The organism is Bariatricus sp. SGI.019, from assembly GCF_050315235.1.
Taxonomy (GTDB): domain Bacteria; phylum Bacillota; class Clostridia; order Lachnospirales; family Lachnospiraceae; genus JAFBIX01.
The window spans coordinates 75,511-90,862 of sequence record NZ_JBNPOQ010000007.1; the positions used below are offsets into that span (position 1 = coordinate 75,511).

Here is a 15,352-nt window from a genome sequence, read left to right on the forward strand (position 1 = left end):
ATGGATTCATTGGAGGAACTAAGCATGGACGAAGATAAAATCAGAATCAGTGGAATTATGTTTGAACATGGAAAAGATGATTATGGATTTTGGGAAGGATTTTCGCTTACAGATGAAGAAGAAAATCAGATTATGGAAATCCTTATGAACCATGATACAGAAGGTTGTTCTATCAGGGGGACGCGGAAACAAATTGCGAGAGAGATTGGAGAGTGATCTAATGCAGAACATACTTTTAAACAACGGAAAAATAATTCCTATATTATCAAAAGATGATGCTTTAGAAGTTATAGAAGAATATTTAGGAACGGAACTAGCTGCATATTTTAAAGATATTTTATATGACATGAATGCAATTGACGAAGAGATAACATCTTTAGAAAATGATAAAAGAAATTTAGAGGAAGAAAACGAAGAGCTAGAACAAGAGAATGAGATGCTTGAACAGAAATTAGTTAAATTAGAATCAGAGTTGGAAAAATATAAGAATGAAAAGGAAGATAATGATGATTCTCTTCCTTTCTGTTAGGAGGCAACTAATGATAGAAATAAGAAAATGTATAAATGTATATTCAGAACTTAATCCTTGGATTGATTTTTACGTAGTTATTAATAACGAAAAAGAATTTGGAGAAGCATATGTAGTTGTTGATCGAGCATATGATGAGTGGAATGAAACAGATAATTGTGAGCCGGTTGCAGATTATATAAGCGGAAAATTAACGGAACGTGGAATTAAACATGAAGTATATTTTAAAGATGAGGAGGAAGAACAATGAAAGTAGAAATTACAATGAAAAAAACAATGAGAATATCAAAGATATTTGATGTAACAGAAGAGCAACTAGATGATTTAATGCGTGGAGAAAATCCATTCTTCGATGAATTGGAAGAAGAAATTGAAACCGGCGATATTGAATATGATTACGCAGTAAATGATATTGATGGAAACGAAATTATCCCTTGGGAATAGGAGTGATGAAGATGAGAATGACAAAACAAATGAGAGAATTTATACCAATATTGATTTCTAATGGCTACCATGAAGTACGAAGCAATGGTAGCCATTTTATTTACAGCAACGGAAAGAATAAAATTACTGTAAATAAAGATTTGAACAAGATGGTACGGAGAAGATTAATAAAAGAGAATAGTTTACGTGTATAAGAAAAATATGCTGAAACTGAAAGGAGGTATCGGTATGTTTTTGCCATTAATTATAATATTGATAGCTTACGTATCATTTAAAGATTGATTAAGAGGAAATAAAAAATCCAAGTAATAACTTAGAATAATGATTTTATGAGAAATGGAGTGATAAAAATGTTAAGATGTTTAATGGATATGTCAATACCAGAAGATGATAAATGTGCAAAATGTTGTATTCATTGTGATGAAAAAGAAACATGCAGTTGTAGATGTCATGGACTTGACGAATGGAAGACGGAAGAAAATATTGCAAATAACTGCATTGAATGTACGGAATGGTAAAAATGGAGGTTAATTAGTATGAACGATGTACAAACAAAAATATATGGATTGTTAGAAAATTATTTAGAATACTGTAAAGAAAACGGATATACAGATTTTAGAATATGGTGCGAAGATAATATTGATACCATAGATGAAGATGGTTTAGTAGATAGCATTTATCAAGAAGTGAATTATGTAGCTGATAAATTATTCTGTTAAAAGCAGATAAATACATAATGTTATTGGTAATTTGAAAGGAGAGATTATATGGGATATATGGTATGTGGAAAGATACACGGATCAGATACGCTTATTAAATTACATTATGAAGAACAGAGGAATATGGCAGTAACATGGATGATGAACAACAAAGCATATTATGATGATATGAGAGTTTATAAATTCAAATAGAAGCAAGAATCTATGACAGAAAGGAAGTAGATGATATGAAAAAAATATCAGACAGGCATTATTTCAAAGTATGAAATGGAAAAATATCTTACAGATTGTGGAATTGAAAATCCGTTAGAGATTATGAAGGAAGCAATTAAAAACAAAACATCGGTTTATATATCCGTGCTGAAGGCAAAATTAGAATGGATATATTGCGGAGACAAGCAATGGAATTTTCAGGGTGGTAATAGTGATAATTTGGACGATTATAATTATCAGATAATGCCACAGTAGGATATGGAATCAGGACTTTAAAGGAGGAATTAGCATGAGTACATTTGAAAAAGTAAAAGAATATTTTGATACAATAAACTTAAATCGTTATGACCTTGGCGGTTGTGAATTTCAAGATGATGATTTTGAAACAATTGCAGAAAGAGTTAATACAGGGGAAGGTACAATTGAACAAGTAACAGACGATTACTTATATAAAGTAAGAGAAATTCTTGATGAAGGATTAGAAGATATAAAAGAATAGATGAAATCGGAAATTCATCTGTAAAAAAGAAAGGACGGTAAACATTATGGATATTATTTTTGGATTTTTATGTATATTAATTGGAAGTTTTTTGGAGGATATTGGGAAAAGGAGATAAGAGAATATGGGAGCAGTTTTATTAATCGCATTAATTGTAGGAATTATTGCATATTTTACATGCAGCAAAGAAGCAAGAGTCATGCGTGATGTTGATAGAATGATTGAGAGAAACGCAGAAGAAACAAAAAAAAGACATGGAATAGACAAATAGCTATCAGGAAATAACCTGGTAGTTTTTTTATTAAAAAGGAGAAAAATAAGATGGAAAGAATTAAGATTGGAAATAGATATATTGCTGAGAGATATACGGATCAATACGGAAAGGCTTACATCAGATTGAAATATAATGGAAAACATAGAACAGAAGTAGTTATGCAAGAATCAGAGTTTGAGAGATTGTACGGAAAGTTTGATTGAAGATGTTGAGAAAGTCTTGTATAATAGTTGTATCTGATTGAGTATAAGGAAGGAATGGACTATGAGTATCATAAGAGAATTAGAAAATAGAGGAATCAATGTAGTTAAATCTGAAAATTTTTATAAAGGAATTCACAAAACAGAAAAGGGAGTTGTGGTGAGTTTCGACAAGCATGAATGTGAAGAGTCTATTTATTTTTTGAATCTCGATAATCATACGGGGAAAGTAATGTGCTGTCCTTGTGGTGATGATATAGTATATGTAACACATGGCACAGAATATCAGGATAAGAAAATAACTAGAAAAGAAGCAAAAATCTTGGCAAGCGAAGGAAAAATTTTCTCATTCTCATGTAGCGAATTATACGCAGAGTATTATGATTTTGACAAACACAAAGAATTGGAGTCTTGTTTCAAACACGGTTATTCAGACAAAAGTAGAAGATATATCAAAGGTGTTATGAGAAATATAGGCTTATTATCTTATACAGATGCAACAAACGGGTCAATGAAAGAAGAAGGGAATCCAACTAATTTTGATACTGATTGTAAATATGATATATATATCAATGCAGAGACAACGGTAGGACAGTTGGAAGATGATAGATGGATCGCACAAACTTGTTATATGGTAGATATTGATGATTTTGCCGTAATCAAAATGTATTTTAATCATAAACCGTCAAAAGTTGAATTAATAACAGCATTTACTATTAGAAGTTTTGAGATGAAACCTATTGAAGTATTTACGTGTTGGGAATGTGGACGCACTGTACATTGGTTAGAACTACATGGTGATATTAACCAGAAATATGAAATGGCAAAAGAGAGATATTGTGGATGCTAGGAGGAAATAAAAAATGCGTAGAAGTCATGAAGGATTAAGAGGAATCACAAAGGATAATTATGTTGGACTACCAAAAGAGCTAGATGAGTTCAACTATTATTATAACGACGGAGATACTGGTCATGTCATTATGGCAATACCAGAATGTTTATTAGAAGAAGCAGAAGAAAATGGCGATCTTGACCTTTTCGAGTGTCCATTCCCGGTAAAATATGTTTTGGATAAAGGGTATAGGATTTATAGAAATCATGTCATTTGTGACGGAAGATATGATGTAGAGTTTGGATTGACTATTGATGAAAAATGGTATGAAGTTTAATCTTAAAAGGATTAATTTAAGGGAGAAAATGGAGGAATTATTATGTATAAAAATTTTTTATTGAAGTGTGATATATATAATCATTGTAAAGGATGGTGGGAAAATACTGAGTTCTATTTTGATACAAAAGAAGAATTGATAGATTTTATTAAAAATGGAACGGATTATACTAAACCACAAGATATTAGAGTACAAGCAACATTTGAGTTAAATAAGATTGATTTGAACTTAAAATGATTGATTCATGGTTGAAATGGAGGTGAACTATGAAGACGAAAACTGTTTATATGTGTGATTTCTGCAACAAAGAATATAACCGTTCAATTGATGCATATAAATGCGAGGCAGAACATTTAGGATTAACTATTGATGAATATAAAGAGTATATGAATTTATTAGAAGAAGAAAGAAGAGCTTTTAGTGCTGTAAGCAGTGTTGTTAATGATGAAATAAGAAAAAGGTGTGATGATACAATAAAAGCAGTTTTTGATTTTCAAAAAGAGCATAATTTTACAGATAATAGATGAATTATAGGTTCAATTTGTAAAAAATAAATAGAAACAAACGCAAAGCATTTGGAGAATATAAAACCAGATGCTTTTTTATTACAAAGAAATGGGGGAATTATTATGAATACAAGTAGATTTACAATTACAACAATCGTAGAAAACGGATATCCACATTATAAAGTACACGATAACCTGACAGATAACGAAATCCATTGTGATTTAAATGAGTTAAATGAAACGATTTGGCAGTTGTTAGGAGTGTAGGAGGTGTTTTTATGGCAGATTACGAGATTAGTTATATCGGAGACAATAACGTAGGCAACGTACATCATATTGGTGTAGACTTCAATGGAAACTATTATAGTGTGATATTCGGAAAATATGTGAACGGTGGATTCTTCAGTATTCCTAATTGGAATTGTGGTGGTGAACTTGCAACTTTTGATGACGTATTTTGGAATGCTGAGTCTATCGGAAGGAGTTTGAAAAGTAAGAAATCAGGGAAAGCGATTGCTAAAGCAATCGCAAAATTTGCGAAAAAATAGAAAGGATATGATTTTATGTCAGCAATTCAAAAAGAAAATGTGCCATTAAAAGAAGACCAGAACATACAGCCTAAAACATGTGAATACAAAGGATTAACATACTTTGTCCTTACAGATATGAACGGAAGATGTTTTATTAATGTTGACGGAAAAAAGAAGTATCTTGATAAGAACGGTTGTGTTTGCAATAAACAAAAAGGTACGAAATCTATTAAGACTGCCATCGAGAACTTTGAGGATATGAAAAAGGTTCAGGACTATTTCATTGAAAATAAACAGTGGAATTTTTATCTTCTCTTTACACTCAATATCAATACAGGTAGACGTATCGAAGATTTACGACAAGCAAAATGGTCTGATTTCTTCTATAAAAATGGGAACATGAAGAAATATTGGGACGTGCAGCGTTTTGACAAAGAGACTGATACTCGTGTAAGCGGAGAAAAGAAAACACATAAAATAAAAGAGTTATACATCAATACTGCTATTCAAGAAGCATTTAAAATCTTTTTAGAGAATGAAAAGAGCATTGATTTTAATTATGATTATGAAGAACCTATATTTAAGCAGCTTCATGGTACTCATAGAGGCAAGGTTGTTAGCCAGGAGGGCTATCGTCAGGCTCTTATCAAAGCTGGTGACTGTTTGGATTATGATGTTCGTTCTCATTCCATGCGTAGAGGTATGGGAAAGATGATGATGGAATTACATCCAAATGACAACAAAGCAAAGTCTGTGCTTATGGAACTTTATAATCATTCATCAGAAAAAATGACTAATAAATATATCGGAGAGACTGCAAAGCTTGAACAGGAATATCTCGAAGATTTTGGAGATAAGTATAAAAAATATGTCATGGACGGTGAAGAGATTCCGTTTTTGGTGAAGAAGCCGGTCAGTGTGTATGACAATGCGGAGTTGAGAGATTATATGCTTTGTGCTTTTGGAAGAATTCTTGATGTAAAGGATGAAACTGATCCGATTAAACTTATGAAACTGTATAATGAGTTATTGGATGGATTGGAAACCATAGCAAAGTAATTTGCCTTGTGATAAAATGGAGGTGGTCGTATGAGGATAAAGAAAATGATATATGCGTTTGTATTATAAGGATAGTAGACCAAAGAAAGGTTAATTATTATGCGGAAAAACAATGAATATGAAAATGGATACGCAAGACCAGGAACTGGTGATGGTTTTGGTGAATACAGCTATCTATATACAGAATGCGGAAATTGGTGGTATTCTGTGAATACTAATCCGATGCGGAGAGATGGTTGTATTTGTCCAAAATGCGGAAAGACTGTTAACGTTATTATACCGAAATAAAAAAGTATTCTGAAATGCAAGTGCTATCAGATAGAAGTGTATCTAACGCTTTGTATGCTTGATGCTATACAGAACAGTATTGTTACTGATAGAAGAGTGATTTTATTTGGAAAACAATACTATATGTAGTGCTATAATTTAATGTATATACTATATATAGTATATATAAAAATGGAGGATAATTAGTATGAGTGATATAAACGAGATCTACTGTGTAGATTGCGGAAAATTTATATCAACAGAAGAAAAAGAAGATATATGTGGTGATATTAAATGTATTGCTGGCAGCTATGAAGATGGGTATTATTATGGAAAAGAAGATGTTTTCTATTGCAAAGAGTGTGCTGCGAAACGTGGATTAGAATAGATGGAGGAATTGGTATGAATAAGAATTGTAAATTATGTGATGGAACATATGATTTTAGAAAATTAATGATTAGTAATGGTGAAATTGCTTTTGTTGGACATTTAAGTATGTGTAATTCTGAAAATAAGTTCAGAGTTTGTCCTGCTTGTGGAGAAAAATTAACAAAAGAAAACTTTGGTGGTAAGGAAATTTAACCATTGAATCTGGTTTTCATATGGGAAATTTGGAGGTAAATTATGAGTAAAGGAAATTTGTTTGCGTGGAATGATGAGATACACAAACTAAACGAAATAGACAATAATAACTTTAAAAAGATTCTTGAAGAAGTGGATAATAGTGTCACATCTGAACAATTATTTAGAAATGGAGAAATAATAGATGATAGCGGAGAATACGATCAGTGGTATTCTGATGCTGTTGGTGGATGCTATAATCGAATTAAAATTTTTAAATTAGATGGTAAATTTTATGTTTATAAAGAAAAAATAACTGTTAATAGAGACTGTTCTGAACAAGCAGAATGTATTGCTTTCTATGAATTAAAATAGAATAACTATTCAATATGAGTCCTGATTATAGGACAGCAAAGGTGATACTATCTATTCAGTATCACCTTTAGTATTTTGTAATTTATTAATGTAATAAGCGTAAGTCATTAAGCGTTGGTAAGTCGGATCGTCAGAAGATAAAATATCATTTGGAGTACATTCAAGAACCTTGCATACACTCTCTAATGTATCGAAGGAAATTTTTGTTGTTTTCCCATCATACAAAGCACATGCGGCAGGATATCCGATTTGCGCTAATTTTGCAAATTGATTTTTGTTTAATCCTTTTTCTTTTAATTTATCTTGTATATTAATTTTTAACATGATGACCTCCTGTATAGAGTTATACTCTTTGTAATATATAGTTTAGCATATATTCTTAATAAAATAAATATATTTTATAGAATATAATCTTGACAATATATTGCAAAGAGTATATAATATGAAATATCAAGGGGTGTGTAGGACATACATAAGAGAACGGAAAGGAGGATGGAATATGGATGAATTGAAAATGTTTGATATTGTTTATGCTGATTTTTCAGATAATAAAATAGGATCTGAACAATCAGGTATTCACCCATATATAATTATACAGAATAATTCTGGAAATAAACATTGTCCTACTGTATTAGGCATGTCTCTTACTAGTGTATTGAAAAAAGAATATATGCCGACGCATTGTATTATACATAAGACTCGTGAAAATGGTCTTAAGAGAGATTCTATGTTATTAGGGGAGACACTTACACAAATTAGTAAAGAGAGAATAATAAAGAAAATTGGATCGATTACTGATGAGAAAACTCAGAATGAAGTATTTAATGCTTTTATCGCAAATGTTACAGGCAAAAAGAAATATAATTCAATGTGGTCTAAGATTGTTAATATGATATTTAGGCTTGTTAAGGAGGGTGAATATGGAAGCGCAGCTTAGTTTTATGACAAAAGAAGATGCTCACAAACTCATTGATTCCATACCGGGCGATGGAGTTTTTATATTAACATATAGTATGAAAGCCGGCATTTCAGACAATGGAAAATACATTAAAAAGAAAAAAGGGAATAAATATGTAGATAAGGCGAAAACAGTTGTTTTGTCGAAAGGTAAAATAACAACATTGAATCTCCATGATAAATTCTTTAATAATTTTAAAGAGTGTAAAGGAGAATATTTAAGAGATGGAATTGTGAGAACAATAATGATTCCTCAAATACAATGACAAAAATAGTATAAAGTCTCTGGAAAATGATGCCATTGACAAAATCGAACTAATGTTCTATAATCGTTCTTGTAAAGAAACTTAATATAAAGAAAAAGCCCTATCACGGTGTTGGCGCACCATATGTGATAGAAGCTTTTTCAAATACATACATACAAATTCGTGTCCAGAATGGACTAGAATTTGAAACATAGCAGAATGCCATGCAACATTATTATTACATATTTGATAAACTTTAGTCAAGATTTTTCAGTGGTATTTCTGCCAATAATTTCCAAAATGTAATAATTGAATAATGATAATGGGCATTTGCCAAGCGGAAAGGCATAGCACTTTGACTGCTACATTCACTGGTTCGAATCCAGTATGCCCAGTTTATGGATCATTAGCTCAGTTGGTGAGAGCGTGTTACAAATACATGTCACAGGTTCGAGTCCTGTATGATCCATTAAATCGGTGTTTCATCGACACTGTTATTTTTTTTACGCCTTTTTTGGAGAAACAATATGTGAAAGGAGAGACGTATATGGATTATGTAATAACAAATCCAACTAATAAGATTTTTATTCGGTTGGATAGTAAAGGAAGTCCACAAACTTGTGTAAGTCAAATGGCACAACGGTTTGAATTTTCAAAAGCGAAAAATATACTAACCAACCTGCCAAAAACATTAAAGAATTTTGGATTTAGAGTTGAGCCAGTTCCAGAAATTCCAATCAAAAACTCAGAAAAAGAAAAAGCAGAACCCAAAGTTCTCCAAAAAGATAATTACATAGTATCAGAAAATATTAGTCGCTGGATAGAAAAATTTGGAATGTGTGACGACATAATCAAAGAAGCAAGAGAAAGAAAAGAAGAGTTGATTGCTGAATTATCAAACGTAGACAAGGAGATTAGTAACATAATTCATCAGATAGAACTCGAAGATTCAGTTGACTTGTATAGAGGTTGGTTAGAGCGGAATCAAATAAAAGCTGCACGTGAAAGGAGAAGAACAATAAAAGATGAACTAATTATTATTTCGAGTGTATTAAAAGCAGATTTTCACAATTTAGATCGTAATAATGTAAGAAAATCTGTTGAAGGCTTATCAAACCGAAAGTTTACACTACGAATTGTTGAGGATGGTGATGAAGATGCTGTGTAGAAAATGCAATACCCAAATAGTTTCTGAAACAAATCATGAAGAAGTAAACGAAAAAAGATATTAAAAGGTAGGTGGTAGTAATGAACATTCAACCGTATATGGAACAGATTATCAATTCATATTATGAAAATGATGCAAGAAAATTACATAAGATAGTGGACAAGGTGTTAAAGAATTTACACTTCGTTGACGTAGATAAAGAAGAATACTATTCATTAGCAACAGAAATTTTTGTAAAAGAAGTAATTCCTAATTACAATCCTGAAAAATCTTTTGATTCTTTCTTATACTCAACTCTATACAAGAAATTTTGTACAGCAATGACGAGAGCTACAAGGTCTAAGAGATGTACAAAAATAAAAGTGGAAGAGATAGATAAGAACGGAAAAATAATTATAAAAGAGATAATTATTCCTGATGAACGACTTAATGCTGCAATTAGAGGTGAAGAAAATTCAACTTTAGAAGATGTGCTTGCTTGTAATCATACTGTCGAGAGTGAAATTTTCGGAGAGAAAGAGGTCGGCTATAGCAAAAAGATGACACAGTACTTAAAGAGGTTATCTATTCTACAAAGAGAAGTATTAAAGCTCATCAGTGTTGGATTTGAACCTAATGAGATTTTAGAAGAGTTACATATTAATAAAAAACAATATGAAGATTGTTATAATGCAATCCACGCATATAGGAATATATCAATTTTGATGTAAGAAACAGGAGGAATATAAAATGGCAAGACCAAGACGACAAGTTTTTACGATGGAACAATATTTAAATAATGAAAGAGAAGGATATATTACAAACAACGTATCCACTCAGAGAAATCCGGCATGGAAACCTATTGTAGATGGTTTGGCAGTTACGATTTTAACAGATGATTATATTCCTCCAATTATTTTAGCAGAAGATGGTAGTGGAAGAACAGTAATCGTGGATGGTGGTAGCAGAACAACAGCATTCAAAATGATTAAATATGGAAACTATAAGATTAAATCGTCTGTAGAAAATCCAATCATCAAATATAAAAAATTAGATAAAGATGATAATGGAAATATGTTATGGACTGACGCTGAATTTGATATTCGTAATAAAAGATATGAAAATTTTCCAAAAGAATTGCAGAAAAAGTTTAATGAATACCAAGTTGAGACAGTAATTCATGAGTGTGATGAAGATACGATAAATATGTATTTCCGACGCTACAATATTCATACATGTATGAACGCTAACCAGAAAATGTTCATTTATATTCCTAAATTTGCTGATGTGATTAGAGAAATTATAAGAAATGATTTTTTTATTAATTATAGTAATTTTTCCGATAATGAAAAAGAGAAAGGAATGTTGGAGCGTGTTATTGCAGAATCAGTAATGTGTATGTTTCATTTTGATAAGTGGAATAAAAACGGAAAGACAATGGCTACATATTTAAATAACAATGCAAGTACAGACGAGTTTGATAAATTAGAAGATAATCTGAATAGACTTGAAAGTATTATTACTGATAATACTAGAACTCTTTTTAATAGCAAAGACTGTTTTGTATGGCTTACGTTATTTGAAAAATTTACACAGTTTGGTATTGACGATATTAAGTTTGGAGATTTTCTAAATGCTTTCATTGACGGATTAAGAAATAAAGAAGTGGATGGCAAATTATTTGATAGCGCTGATGAAATAGGCAGTACAAAAGATAAACGGGTTGTTGAGATAAAATTACATATTTTAGAGACTCTTATGAAAGAGTATTTACATATTGCAGAAGATAATAACGAGAGTGAAATTGATGAAGAATCTTTTATCGCAGAATTAGTTGATTTAGATAAAGAGACCATTCACGATGATATGTTTTTTTATAAAGAGTCGCTGGAAGATTTAAAAGATGTCACAATTAAAGATGGCTCGAAATTATTACAGGAAGATAATAACTTATCTTTATTAGCAATGGTAGTTTATTCATATAAAGAAGATATCGACCTGGAAGAATGGCTTACAAAGTATGCAAAGAATAATAATACATATTTTAAAGATCAGCGAAAGAATTATTATCATATGTTAAATGATTTCAGACAGTATCAGAATAGAATAGCAGTAGCATAAATAGATAGTTAAATCAATTGGCATTTTGAAAGGAGAATATATACATAAGTGGATTGGAGAGACGCAACAAAAATAAGATTACTTGCAGATTTTGACGGTTCTTTCTTCAACGAAAGAGAAGAATTTATCGCACATAGATACTCAAATACATATTTCATTTTTTCAAATTGTGAAAGTTTGGAAGATGTGAATTGCAAAGTATTAGAGTGGTTGTCAAGAGCTGCCGATAAAGGTATTCCGTATCGCCAGGATTGGAGAAATAAGAAATTTCAGAAGTTTATGCTTGACGGAATAAACTTGTTTCTTCATACAGATTTTAGCAAGGAAGATATAGATTTAATTTATACATATCTTGGAAATGCCTGTAATCATCAAAGAACATTGGAGTTTGTTCGTAGTGGTTATGATATGGAATTATTGAGAGAATTGGAGGATTAACATATGCCAGTACATGATGATCTTGGTACTCGTATGAAGACATTTTACGAGCAGATACCAAAAACAAAATTAATGAGAAGAACGCCGGTTATCATCAGAATTGATGGTAAAGCGTTCCATACCTTCACAAGAGGATTTCAGAAACCTTTTGATGAAGTTTTGATTAAAACAATGCAGGAAACAACCAAATATCTCTGTGAAAATATTCAAGGTTGTGTTCTTGGATACACACAATCTGATGAGATTTCTTTAGTGTTAGTAGACTATCAGAGATTTGAAACATCCGCATGGTTTGATTATGAAATTCAGAAAATGTGTAGTATTGCTGCAAGTATGGCTACTATGGCATTTAATAAGTTCTTTGAGAGGAATGTAGCTGATGGTTATGAGCATAGGTATGATGTAAAAGATGAATGTTCAATGCCTTATGACCTGTATAAAGCTTATACTGATGCAATAAATAAAGGTGCAATGTTTGATGCTCGTGTATTCAATATTCCGAAAGAAGAAGTGACTAATTGCATTTATTGGAGACAGCTTGACGCTTCTCGTAACAGTATTCAGATGGTAGGACAGGCTAATTTCAGTCATAAGGAATTACAAAACAAGTCTTGTAATGATATTCAGGATATGTTGATGTTGCAGAAAAATATCAATTGGAATGATTTTCCTATATATCAGAAAAGAGGAACTTGTATTGTCAAGGAAGAATATTGGGTTGAAAAAAGCTCTGGTGACGAATACTCAGAAGAATATTCAGCAGTGTTAAATCGTATAGGCGGTGGAGATGACGATGTGAAAAGATCTCGCTGGATTATTGATAAGAATATTCCTATTTTCAGAGGTGATGGAAGAGAATATATTGAACAGTTAATAATGGTGGGAGAATAATTCCTGCCATAAATCGAAGGTTTCAACGGGATTTTTACACAGTGATGTGTAACTTCGTAAGAAGTCGTTGAATAGCCTAAGTCTTAAATGACTACGTTGTTTTAGTTACCACACCATAGAATGATTCCCTAGTTCTATGCAACTGTGTAGGCTCTGTAAAAGTCTTGAAAATCACGAGACGGTCAACCTAGTATTGGTCGAATGACAAGCTATTACAACATTGGCGAAGGGAAACAACTCTGAAAGGAGGACAAAACTTGAGAGTATTTGTCAAAAATATGCGTGGAGAATCACTTATGCCATGCAGTCAAAGAAAAGCTAGACTTTTATTAAAAGAAGGAAAAGCAAAAATTATTGGTTACAAGCCATTTACAATTCAACTCTTACAAGCAACTGGTGAGACAACACAAGAAGTTCATTTGGGTGTTGATACAGGTGCGAAATACATTGGAATCGCTGCAACAAGTGGTAACAAAGTATTGGTAAAAGGGGAAATTGAATTGAGAGATGATATTCATAAAAATATGATGGTAAGACATCAAGCAAGACGAGATAGAAGAAATAGAAATACAAGATACAGAAAAGCAAGATTTCTTAATCGCAAAAGAAGAGAAGGATGGCTTCCTCCAACTGTACAAAGTAAACTAAACGCAACGTTTATGTGGATAGATAGATTTTACTCGCTGTTACCAAATCCAATTCTTCATATAGAAGTAGGTAAATTTGATATACACAAAATGATAAATCCCGATGTAGTAAAAGATGGATATGAAAATGGTCAATGTACCGGTTATTATGATGTAAGGTATTTTGTATTTGCAAGAGATAATTATACATGTCAAGTGTGTAAAAAGAGAAATAAGATATTAAGAACACATCATATCGTTTATAGAACAGAAGGTGGAACTGATAGAGCAGATAATCTTATAACAGTATGTACAGAATGTCATACATCAGAAAATCATAAAGTTGGTGGAGTTTTATATAACTGGATGATTAAACATAAGAAAGTTAAACAGTATAAAGAAGCAACTTTTATGAATATTGTAAGGAAAAGAACATTTGCAAAATATCCAGACGCAATCATTACTTATGGTTCAGAAACTTCACCATACCGAAAAGAATTGGGATTAGAAAAGACACATTATAATGATGCTATTGCTATTAGTAAAATAGAGAACATCAAAGAAAATCTTAATGAGTATTTTTATATCAAACAGTTTAGAAAGAAGAAAAGGTCATTGCATGAGAGTATACCAACAAGAGGCAGGAAGAAAGAAAAGAATACAAGTGCCAAACGAAATGTTAAAAATGTTCCTTCAAGAAGTGGTTGGTATATGAACGATATGGTTATTTTTGATAATAAAATTGGTTGGATTTATGGATTCTCAGGAGGAGAAAACGGTAAGGAGTGTGTTATAAGAGATATAAATGGAGAAAATATTAGAGATAGTAGAAGAGTAAAATATAATCCAAATGTTTCATTTTCTAAATTAACATTTATTTGCCATAACAATAACTGGCAATATCAAGTATTTGTTGGATAGTGAGGTGGAATTATGAATGAATTTGAATATATTGGCGAATGGGTAGAAGTTAAATGTGCAAATGATGGTTCAAAATTTATAGTTGATAGAAGTTGTTGGGATTCTTATTTAAAGGATTACAAATGGATATCTTGTACAAATAAATATGGACAAATTTCTATACAAACAGCAGTTAATAAAGTTACAAAACTTATTCATCAAATGATATATGAAAGAGAATATCCTAAATGGATGTGGCATGGTGCAATAATAGATCATATATCAGATTCTTATTATGGCAATAAGAGAAGAGATAATAGGAAGTGTAATTTAAGAGTAGTTGAAAGTAATTCAATAAATGCAAATAACATTAAATCTACAAATAATATGATACATGAATCGAAAAGTGGATACCAAGTTACTTGTACTTGTATGGGAGAGAAAAAGTATAAATTCTTTGGAATTAAAAATTATGGTTCAAAAGAAGATGCATTAAAAGCTGCTGAATTATATAGAGATAATGTTGTTATTCCTTGGAAAAACGAACAAGTGAAAAACGAGGAAAAAGAATTAAATGAATCAATGTTAAAAAGAATGATACACAATGCTATATCAAATGGAGATATAGATATGATTACAAATTTTGTAAATGAAGCAAAGTTAATTTATACATAGAAGAAAC

Annotated in this window: 32 protein-coding genes and 2 tRNA genes; 33 read left to right on the forward strand and 1 reads right to left on the reverse strand. The window is 31.3% G+C overall.

The window, feature by feature from the left end:
- Nucleotides 1–24: 24 nt before the first annotated feature.
- From ACQRD1_RS05870 to ACQRD1_RS05975, 22 genes are all read left to right on the forward strand, one after another.
- Complete coding sequence (locus tag ACQRD1_RS05870) at nucleotides 25–216, forward strand: hypothetical protein (protein ID WP_427787074.1); 192 nt, start codon at nucleotides 25–27, stop codon at nucleotides 214–216.
- 4 nt (nucleotides 217–220) lie between these two features.
- Nucleotides 221–529 (forward strand): hypothetical protein, encoded by a 309-nt coding sequence (locus ACQRD1_RS05875; RefSeq protein ID WP_427787075.1) that lies wholly within the window; start codon nucleotides 221–223, stop codon nucleotides 527–529.
- Nucleotides 530–539: 10 nt separating this feature from the next.
- Nucleotides 540–779, forward strand: coding sequence for a hypothetical protein (locus tag ACQRD1_RS05880; protein WP_427787076.1), 240 nt, complete (start codon nucleotides 540–542; stop codon nucleotides 777–779).
- Nucleotides 776–973, forward strand: a complete 198-nt coding sequence (locus ACQRD1_RS05885) for a hypothetical protein (RefSeq protein ID WP_427787077.1) — start codon at nucleotides 776–778, stop codon at nucleotides 971–973. The genes ACQRD1_RS05880 and ACQRD1_RS05885 overlap by 4 nt, the downstream gene beginning before the upstream one ends.
- A gap of 11 nt (nucleotides 974–984) precedes the next feature.
- Complete coding sequence (locus ACQRD1_RS05890; protein ID WP_427787078.1) at nucleotides 985–1,167, forward strand: type II toxin-antitoxin system HicA family toxin; 183 nt, start codon at nucleotides 985–987, stop codon at nucleotides 1,165–1,167.
- Between the two features lie 156 nt (nucleotides 1,168–1,323).
- Nucleotides 1,324–1,491: a hypothetical protein gene (locus tag ACQRD1_RS05895; RefSeq protein ID WP_427787079.1), complete on the forward strand. Its 168-nt coding sequence runs from the start codon at nucleotides 1,324–1,326 to the stop codon at nucleotides 1,489–1,491.
- A gap of 18 nt (nucleotides 1,492–1,509) precedes the next feature.
- Entirely contained in the window at nucleotides 1,510–1,692 is a 183-nt protein-coding gene (locus tag ACQRD1_RS05900) for a hypothetical protein (RefSeq protein ID WP_427787080.1), read from the forward strand.
- 48 nt (nucleotides 1,693–1,740) lie between these two features.
- Entirely contained in the window at nucleotides 1,741–1,884 is a 144-nt protein-coding gene (locus ACQRD1_RS05905; protein WP_427787081.1) for a hypothetical protein, read from the forward strand.
- A 75-nt stretch (nucleotides 1,885–1,959) separates the two neighbouring features.
- Nucleotides 1,960–2,160 carry a hypothetical protein gene (locus ACQRD1_RS05910; RefSeq protein ID WP_427787082.1) on the forward strand — a complete coding sequence of 67 codons (201 nt, stop codon included), beginning with the start codon at nucleotides 1,960–1,962 and terminating at the stop codon, nucleotides 2,158–2,160.
- Nucleotides 2,161–2,194: 34 nt separating this feature from the next.
- Nucleotides 2,195–2,404: a hypothetical protein gene (locus ACQRD1_RS05915; protein ID WP_427787083.1), complete on the forward strand. Its 210-nt coding sequence runs from the start codon at nucleotides 2,195–2,197 to the stop codon at nucleotides 2,402–2,404.
- A 124-nt stretch (nucleotides 2,405–2,528) separates the two neighbouring features.
- Nucleotides 2,529–2,675, forward strand: a complete 147-nt coding sequence (locus tag ACQRD1_RS05920) for a hypothetical protein (RefSeq protein ID WP_427787084.1) — start codon at nucleotides 2,529–2,531, stop codon at nucleotides 2,673–2,675.
- 50 nt (nucleotides 2,676–2,725) lie between these two features.
- Entirely contained in the window at nucleotides 2,726–2,881 is a 156-nt protein-coding gene (locus ACQRD1_RS05925; protein WP_427787085.1) for a hypothetical protein, read from the forward strand.
- 61 nt (nucleotides 2,882–2,942) lie between these two features.
- Nucleotides 2,943–3,728 carry a hypothetical protein gene (locus ACQRD1_RS05930; RefSeq protein ID WP_427787086.1) on the forward strand — a complete coding sequence of 262 codons (786 nt, stop codon included), beginning with the start codon at nucleotides 2,943–2,945 and terminating at the stop codon, nucleotides 3,726–3,728.
- Between the two features lie 13 nt (nucleotides 3,729–3,741).
- Complete coding sequence (locus ACQRD1_RS05935; protein WP_427787087.1) at nucleotides 3,742–4,047, forward strand: hypothetical protein; 306 nt, start codon at nucleotides 3,742–3,744, stop codon at nucleotides 4,045–4,047.
- A gap of 42 nt (nucleotides 4,048–4,089) precedes the next feature.
- Complete coding sequence (locus ACQRD1_RS05940) at nucleotides 4,090–4,284, forward strand: hypothetical protein (protein ID WP_427787088.1); 195 nt, start codon at nucleotides 4,090–4,092, stop codon at nucleotides 4,282–4,284.
- Nucleotides 4,285–4,313: 29 nt separating this feature from the next.
- The gene (locus ACQRD1_RS05945) at nucleotides 4,314–4,574 is read left to right on the forward strand and encodes a hypothetical protein (protein ID WP_427787089.1); all 261 of its coding nucleotides are present in this window, start codon (nucleotides 4,314–4,316) and stop codon (nucleotides 4,572–4,574) included.
- Nucleotides 4,575–4,676: 102 nt separating this feature from the next.
- Nucleotides 4,677–4,820: a hypothetical protein gene (locus tag ACQRD1_RS05950; RefSeq protein ID WP_427787090.1), complete on the forward strand. Its 144-nt coding sequence runs from the start codon at nucleotides 4,677–4,679 to the stop codon at nucleotides 4,818–4,820.
- A gap of 11 nt (nucleotides 4,821–4,831) precedes the next feature.
- Nucleotides 4,832–5,101 (forward strand): DUF6618 family protein, encoded by a 270-nt coding sequence (locus tag ACQRD1_RS05955; protein ID WP_427787091.1) that lies wholly within the window; start codon nucleotides 4,832–4,834, stop codon nucleotides 5,099–5,101.
- 15 nt (nucleotides 5,102–5,116) lie between these two features.
- Entirely contained in the window at nucleotides 5,117–6,142 is a 1,026-nt protein-coding gene (locus tag ACQRD1_RS05960) for a tyrosine-type recombinase/integrase (RefSeq protein ID WP_427787092.1), read from the forward strand.
- Between the two features lie 475 nt (nucleotides 6,143–6,617).
- A complete protein-coding gene (locus ACQRD1_RS05965; protein WP_427787093.1) occupies nucleotides 6,618–6,797 on the forward strand; it encodes a hypothetical protein in 180 nt (59 codons plus the stop codon).
- A gap of 14 nt (nucleotides 6,798–6,811) precedes the next feature.
- Nucleotides 6,812–6,991 carry a hypothetical protein gene (locus tag ACQRD1_RS05970; RefSeq protein ID WP_427787094.1) on the forward strand — a complete coding sequence of 60 codons (180 nt, stop codon included), beginning with the start codon at nucleotides 6,812–6,814 and terminating at the stop codon, nucleotides 6,989–6,991.
- A gap of 42 nt (nucleotides 6,992–7,033) precedes the next feature.
- Nucleotides 7,034–7,345, forward strand: a complete 312-nt coding sequence (locus tag ACQRD1_RS05975; RefSeq protein WP_427787095.1) for a hypothetical protein — start codon at nucleotides 7,034–7,036, stop codon at nucleotides 7,343–7,345.
- Nucleotides 7,346–7,396: 51 nt separating this feature from the next.
- Here the strand turns inward: ACQRD1_RS05975 and ACQRD1_RS05980 are convergent, their stop codons facing one another.
- Nucleotides 7,397–7,669 carry a helix-turn-helix domain-containing protein gene (locus ACQRD1_RS05980; protein ID WP_427787096.1) on the reverse strand — a complete coding sequence of 91 codons (273 nt, stop codon included), beginning with the start codon at nucleotides 7,667–7,669 and terminating at the stop codon, nucleotides 7,397–7,399.
- 175 nt (nucleotides 7,670–7,844) lie between these two features.
- Here ACQRD1_RS05980 and ACQRD1_RS05985 point away from each other — a divergent pair, with 175 nt between their 5' ends.
- From ACQRD1_RS05985 to ACQRD1_RS06035, 11 genes are all read left to right on the forward strand, one after another.
- On the forward strand, nucleotides 7,845–8,282 hold the full coding sequence (locus ACQRD1_RS05985; RefSeq protein ID WP_427787097.1) for a type II toxin-antitoxin system PemK/MazF family toxin: 438 nt from the start codon (nucleotides 7,845–7,847) through the stop codon (nucleotides 8,280–8,282).
- Nucleotides 8,266–8,568, forward strand: coding sequence for a hypothetical protein (locus ACQRD1_RS05990; RefSeq protein WP_427787098.1), 303 nt, complete (start codon nucleotides 8,266–8,268; stop codon nucleotides 8,566–8,568). Before ACQRD1_RS05985 ends, ACQRD1_RS05990 begins: the two co-directional genes overlap by 17 nt.
- 302 nt (nucleotides 8,569–8,870) lie before the next feature.
- Nucleotides 8,871–8,942: transfer RNA gene (locus tag ACQRD1_RS05995), tRNA-Gln, on the forward strand.
- A 5-nt stretch (nucleotides 8,943–8,947) separates the two neighbouring features.
- Nucleotides 8,948–9,016 (forward strand) — tRNA-Leu (locus ACQRD1_RS06000).
- Nucleotides 9,017–9,094: 78 nt separating this feature from the next.
- A complete protein-coding gene (locus tag ACQRD1_RS06005; RefSeq protein ID WP_427787099.1) occupies nucleotides 9,095–9,715 on the forward strand; it encodes a hypothetical protein in 621 nt (206 codons plus the stop codon).
- Nucleotides 9,716–9,795: 80 nt separating this feature from the next.
- Nucleotides 9,796–10,425 carry a hypothetical protein gene (locus ACQRD1_RS06010; RefSeq protein WP_427787100.1) on the forward strand — a complete coding sequence of 210 codons (630 nt, stop codon included), beginning with the start codon at nucleotides 9,796–9,798 and terminating at the stop codon, nucleotides 10,423–10,425.
- A 19-nt stretch (nucleotides 10,426–10,444) separates the two neighbouring features.
- Nucleotides 10,445–11,815: a hypothetical protein gene (locus ACQRD1_RS06015; RefSeq protein WP_427787101.1), complete on the forward strand. Its 1,371-nt coding sequence runs from the start codon at nucleotides 10,445–10,447 to the stop codon at nucleotides 11,813–11,815.
- 48 nt (nucleotides 11,816–11,863) lie between these two features.
- Nucleotides 11,864–12,253, forward strand: a complete 390-nt coding sequence (locus ACQRD1_RS06020) for a hypothetical protein (protein WP_427787102.1) — start codon at nucleotides 11,864–11,866, stop codon at nucleotides 12,251–12,253.
- 3 nt (nucleotides 12,254–12,256) lie between these two features.
- The gene (locus ACQRD1_RS06025) at nucleotides 12,257–13,144 is read left to right on the forward strand and encodes a tRNA(His) guanylyltransferase Thg1 family protein (RefSeq protein ID WP_427787103.1); all 888 of its coding nucleotides are present in this window, start codon (nucleotides 12,257–12,259) and stop codon (nucleotides 13,142–13,144) included.
- Nucleotides 13,145–13,401: 257 nt separating this feature from the next.
- Nucleotides 13,402–14,691, forward strand: coding sequence for an RNA-guided endonuclease IscB (gene iscB, locus ACQRD1_RS06030; protein WP_427787104.1), 1,290 nt, complete (start codon nucleotides 13,402–13,404; stop codon nucleotides 14,689–14,691).
- A 12-nt stretch (nucleotides 14,692–14,703) separates the two neighbouring features.
- Nucleotides 14,704–15,345 (forward strand): hypothetical protein, encoded by a 642-nt coding sequence (locus ACQRD1_RS06035; RefSeq protein ID WP_427787105.1) that lies wholly within the window; start codon nucleotides 14,704–14,706, stop codon nucleotides 15,343–15,345.
- Nucleotides 15,346–15,352: the final 7 nt, after the last annotated feature.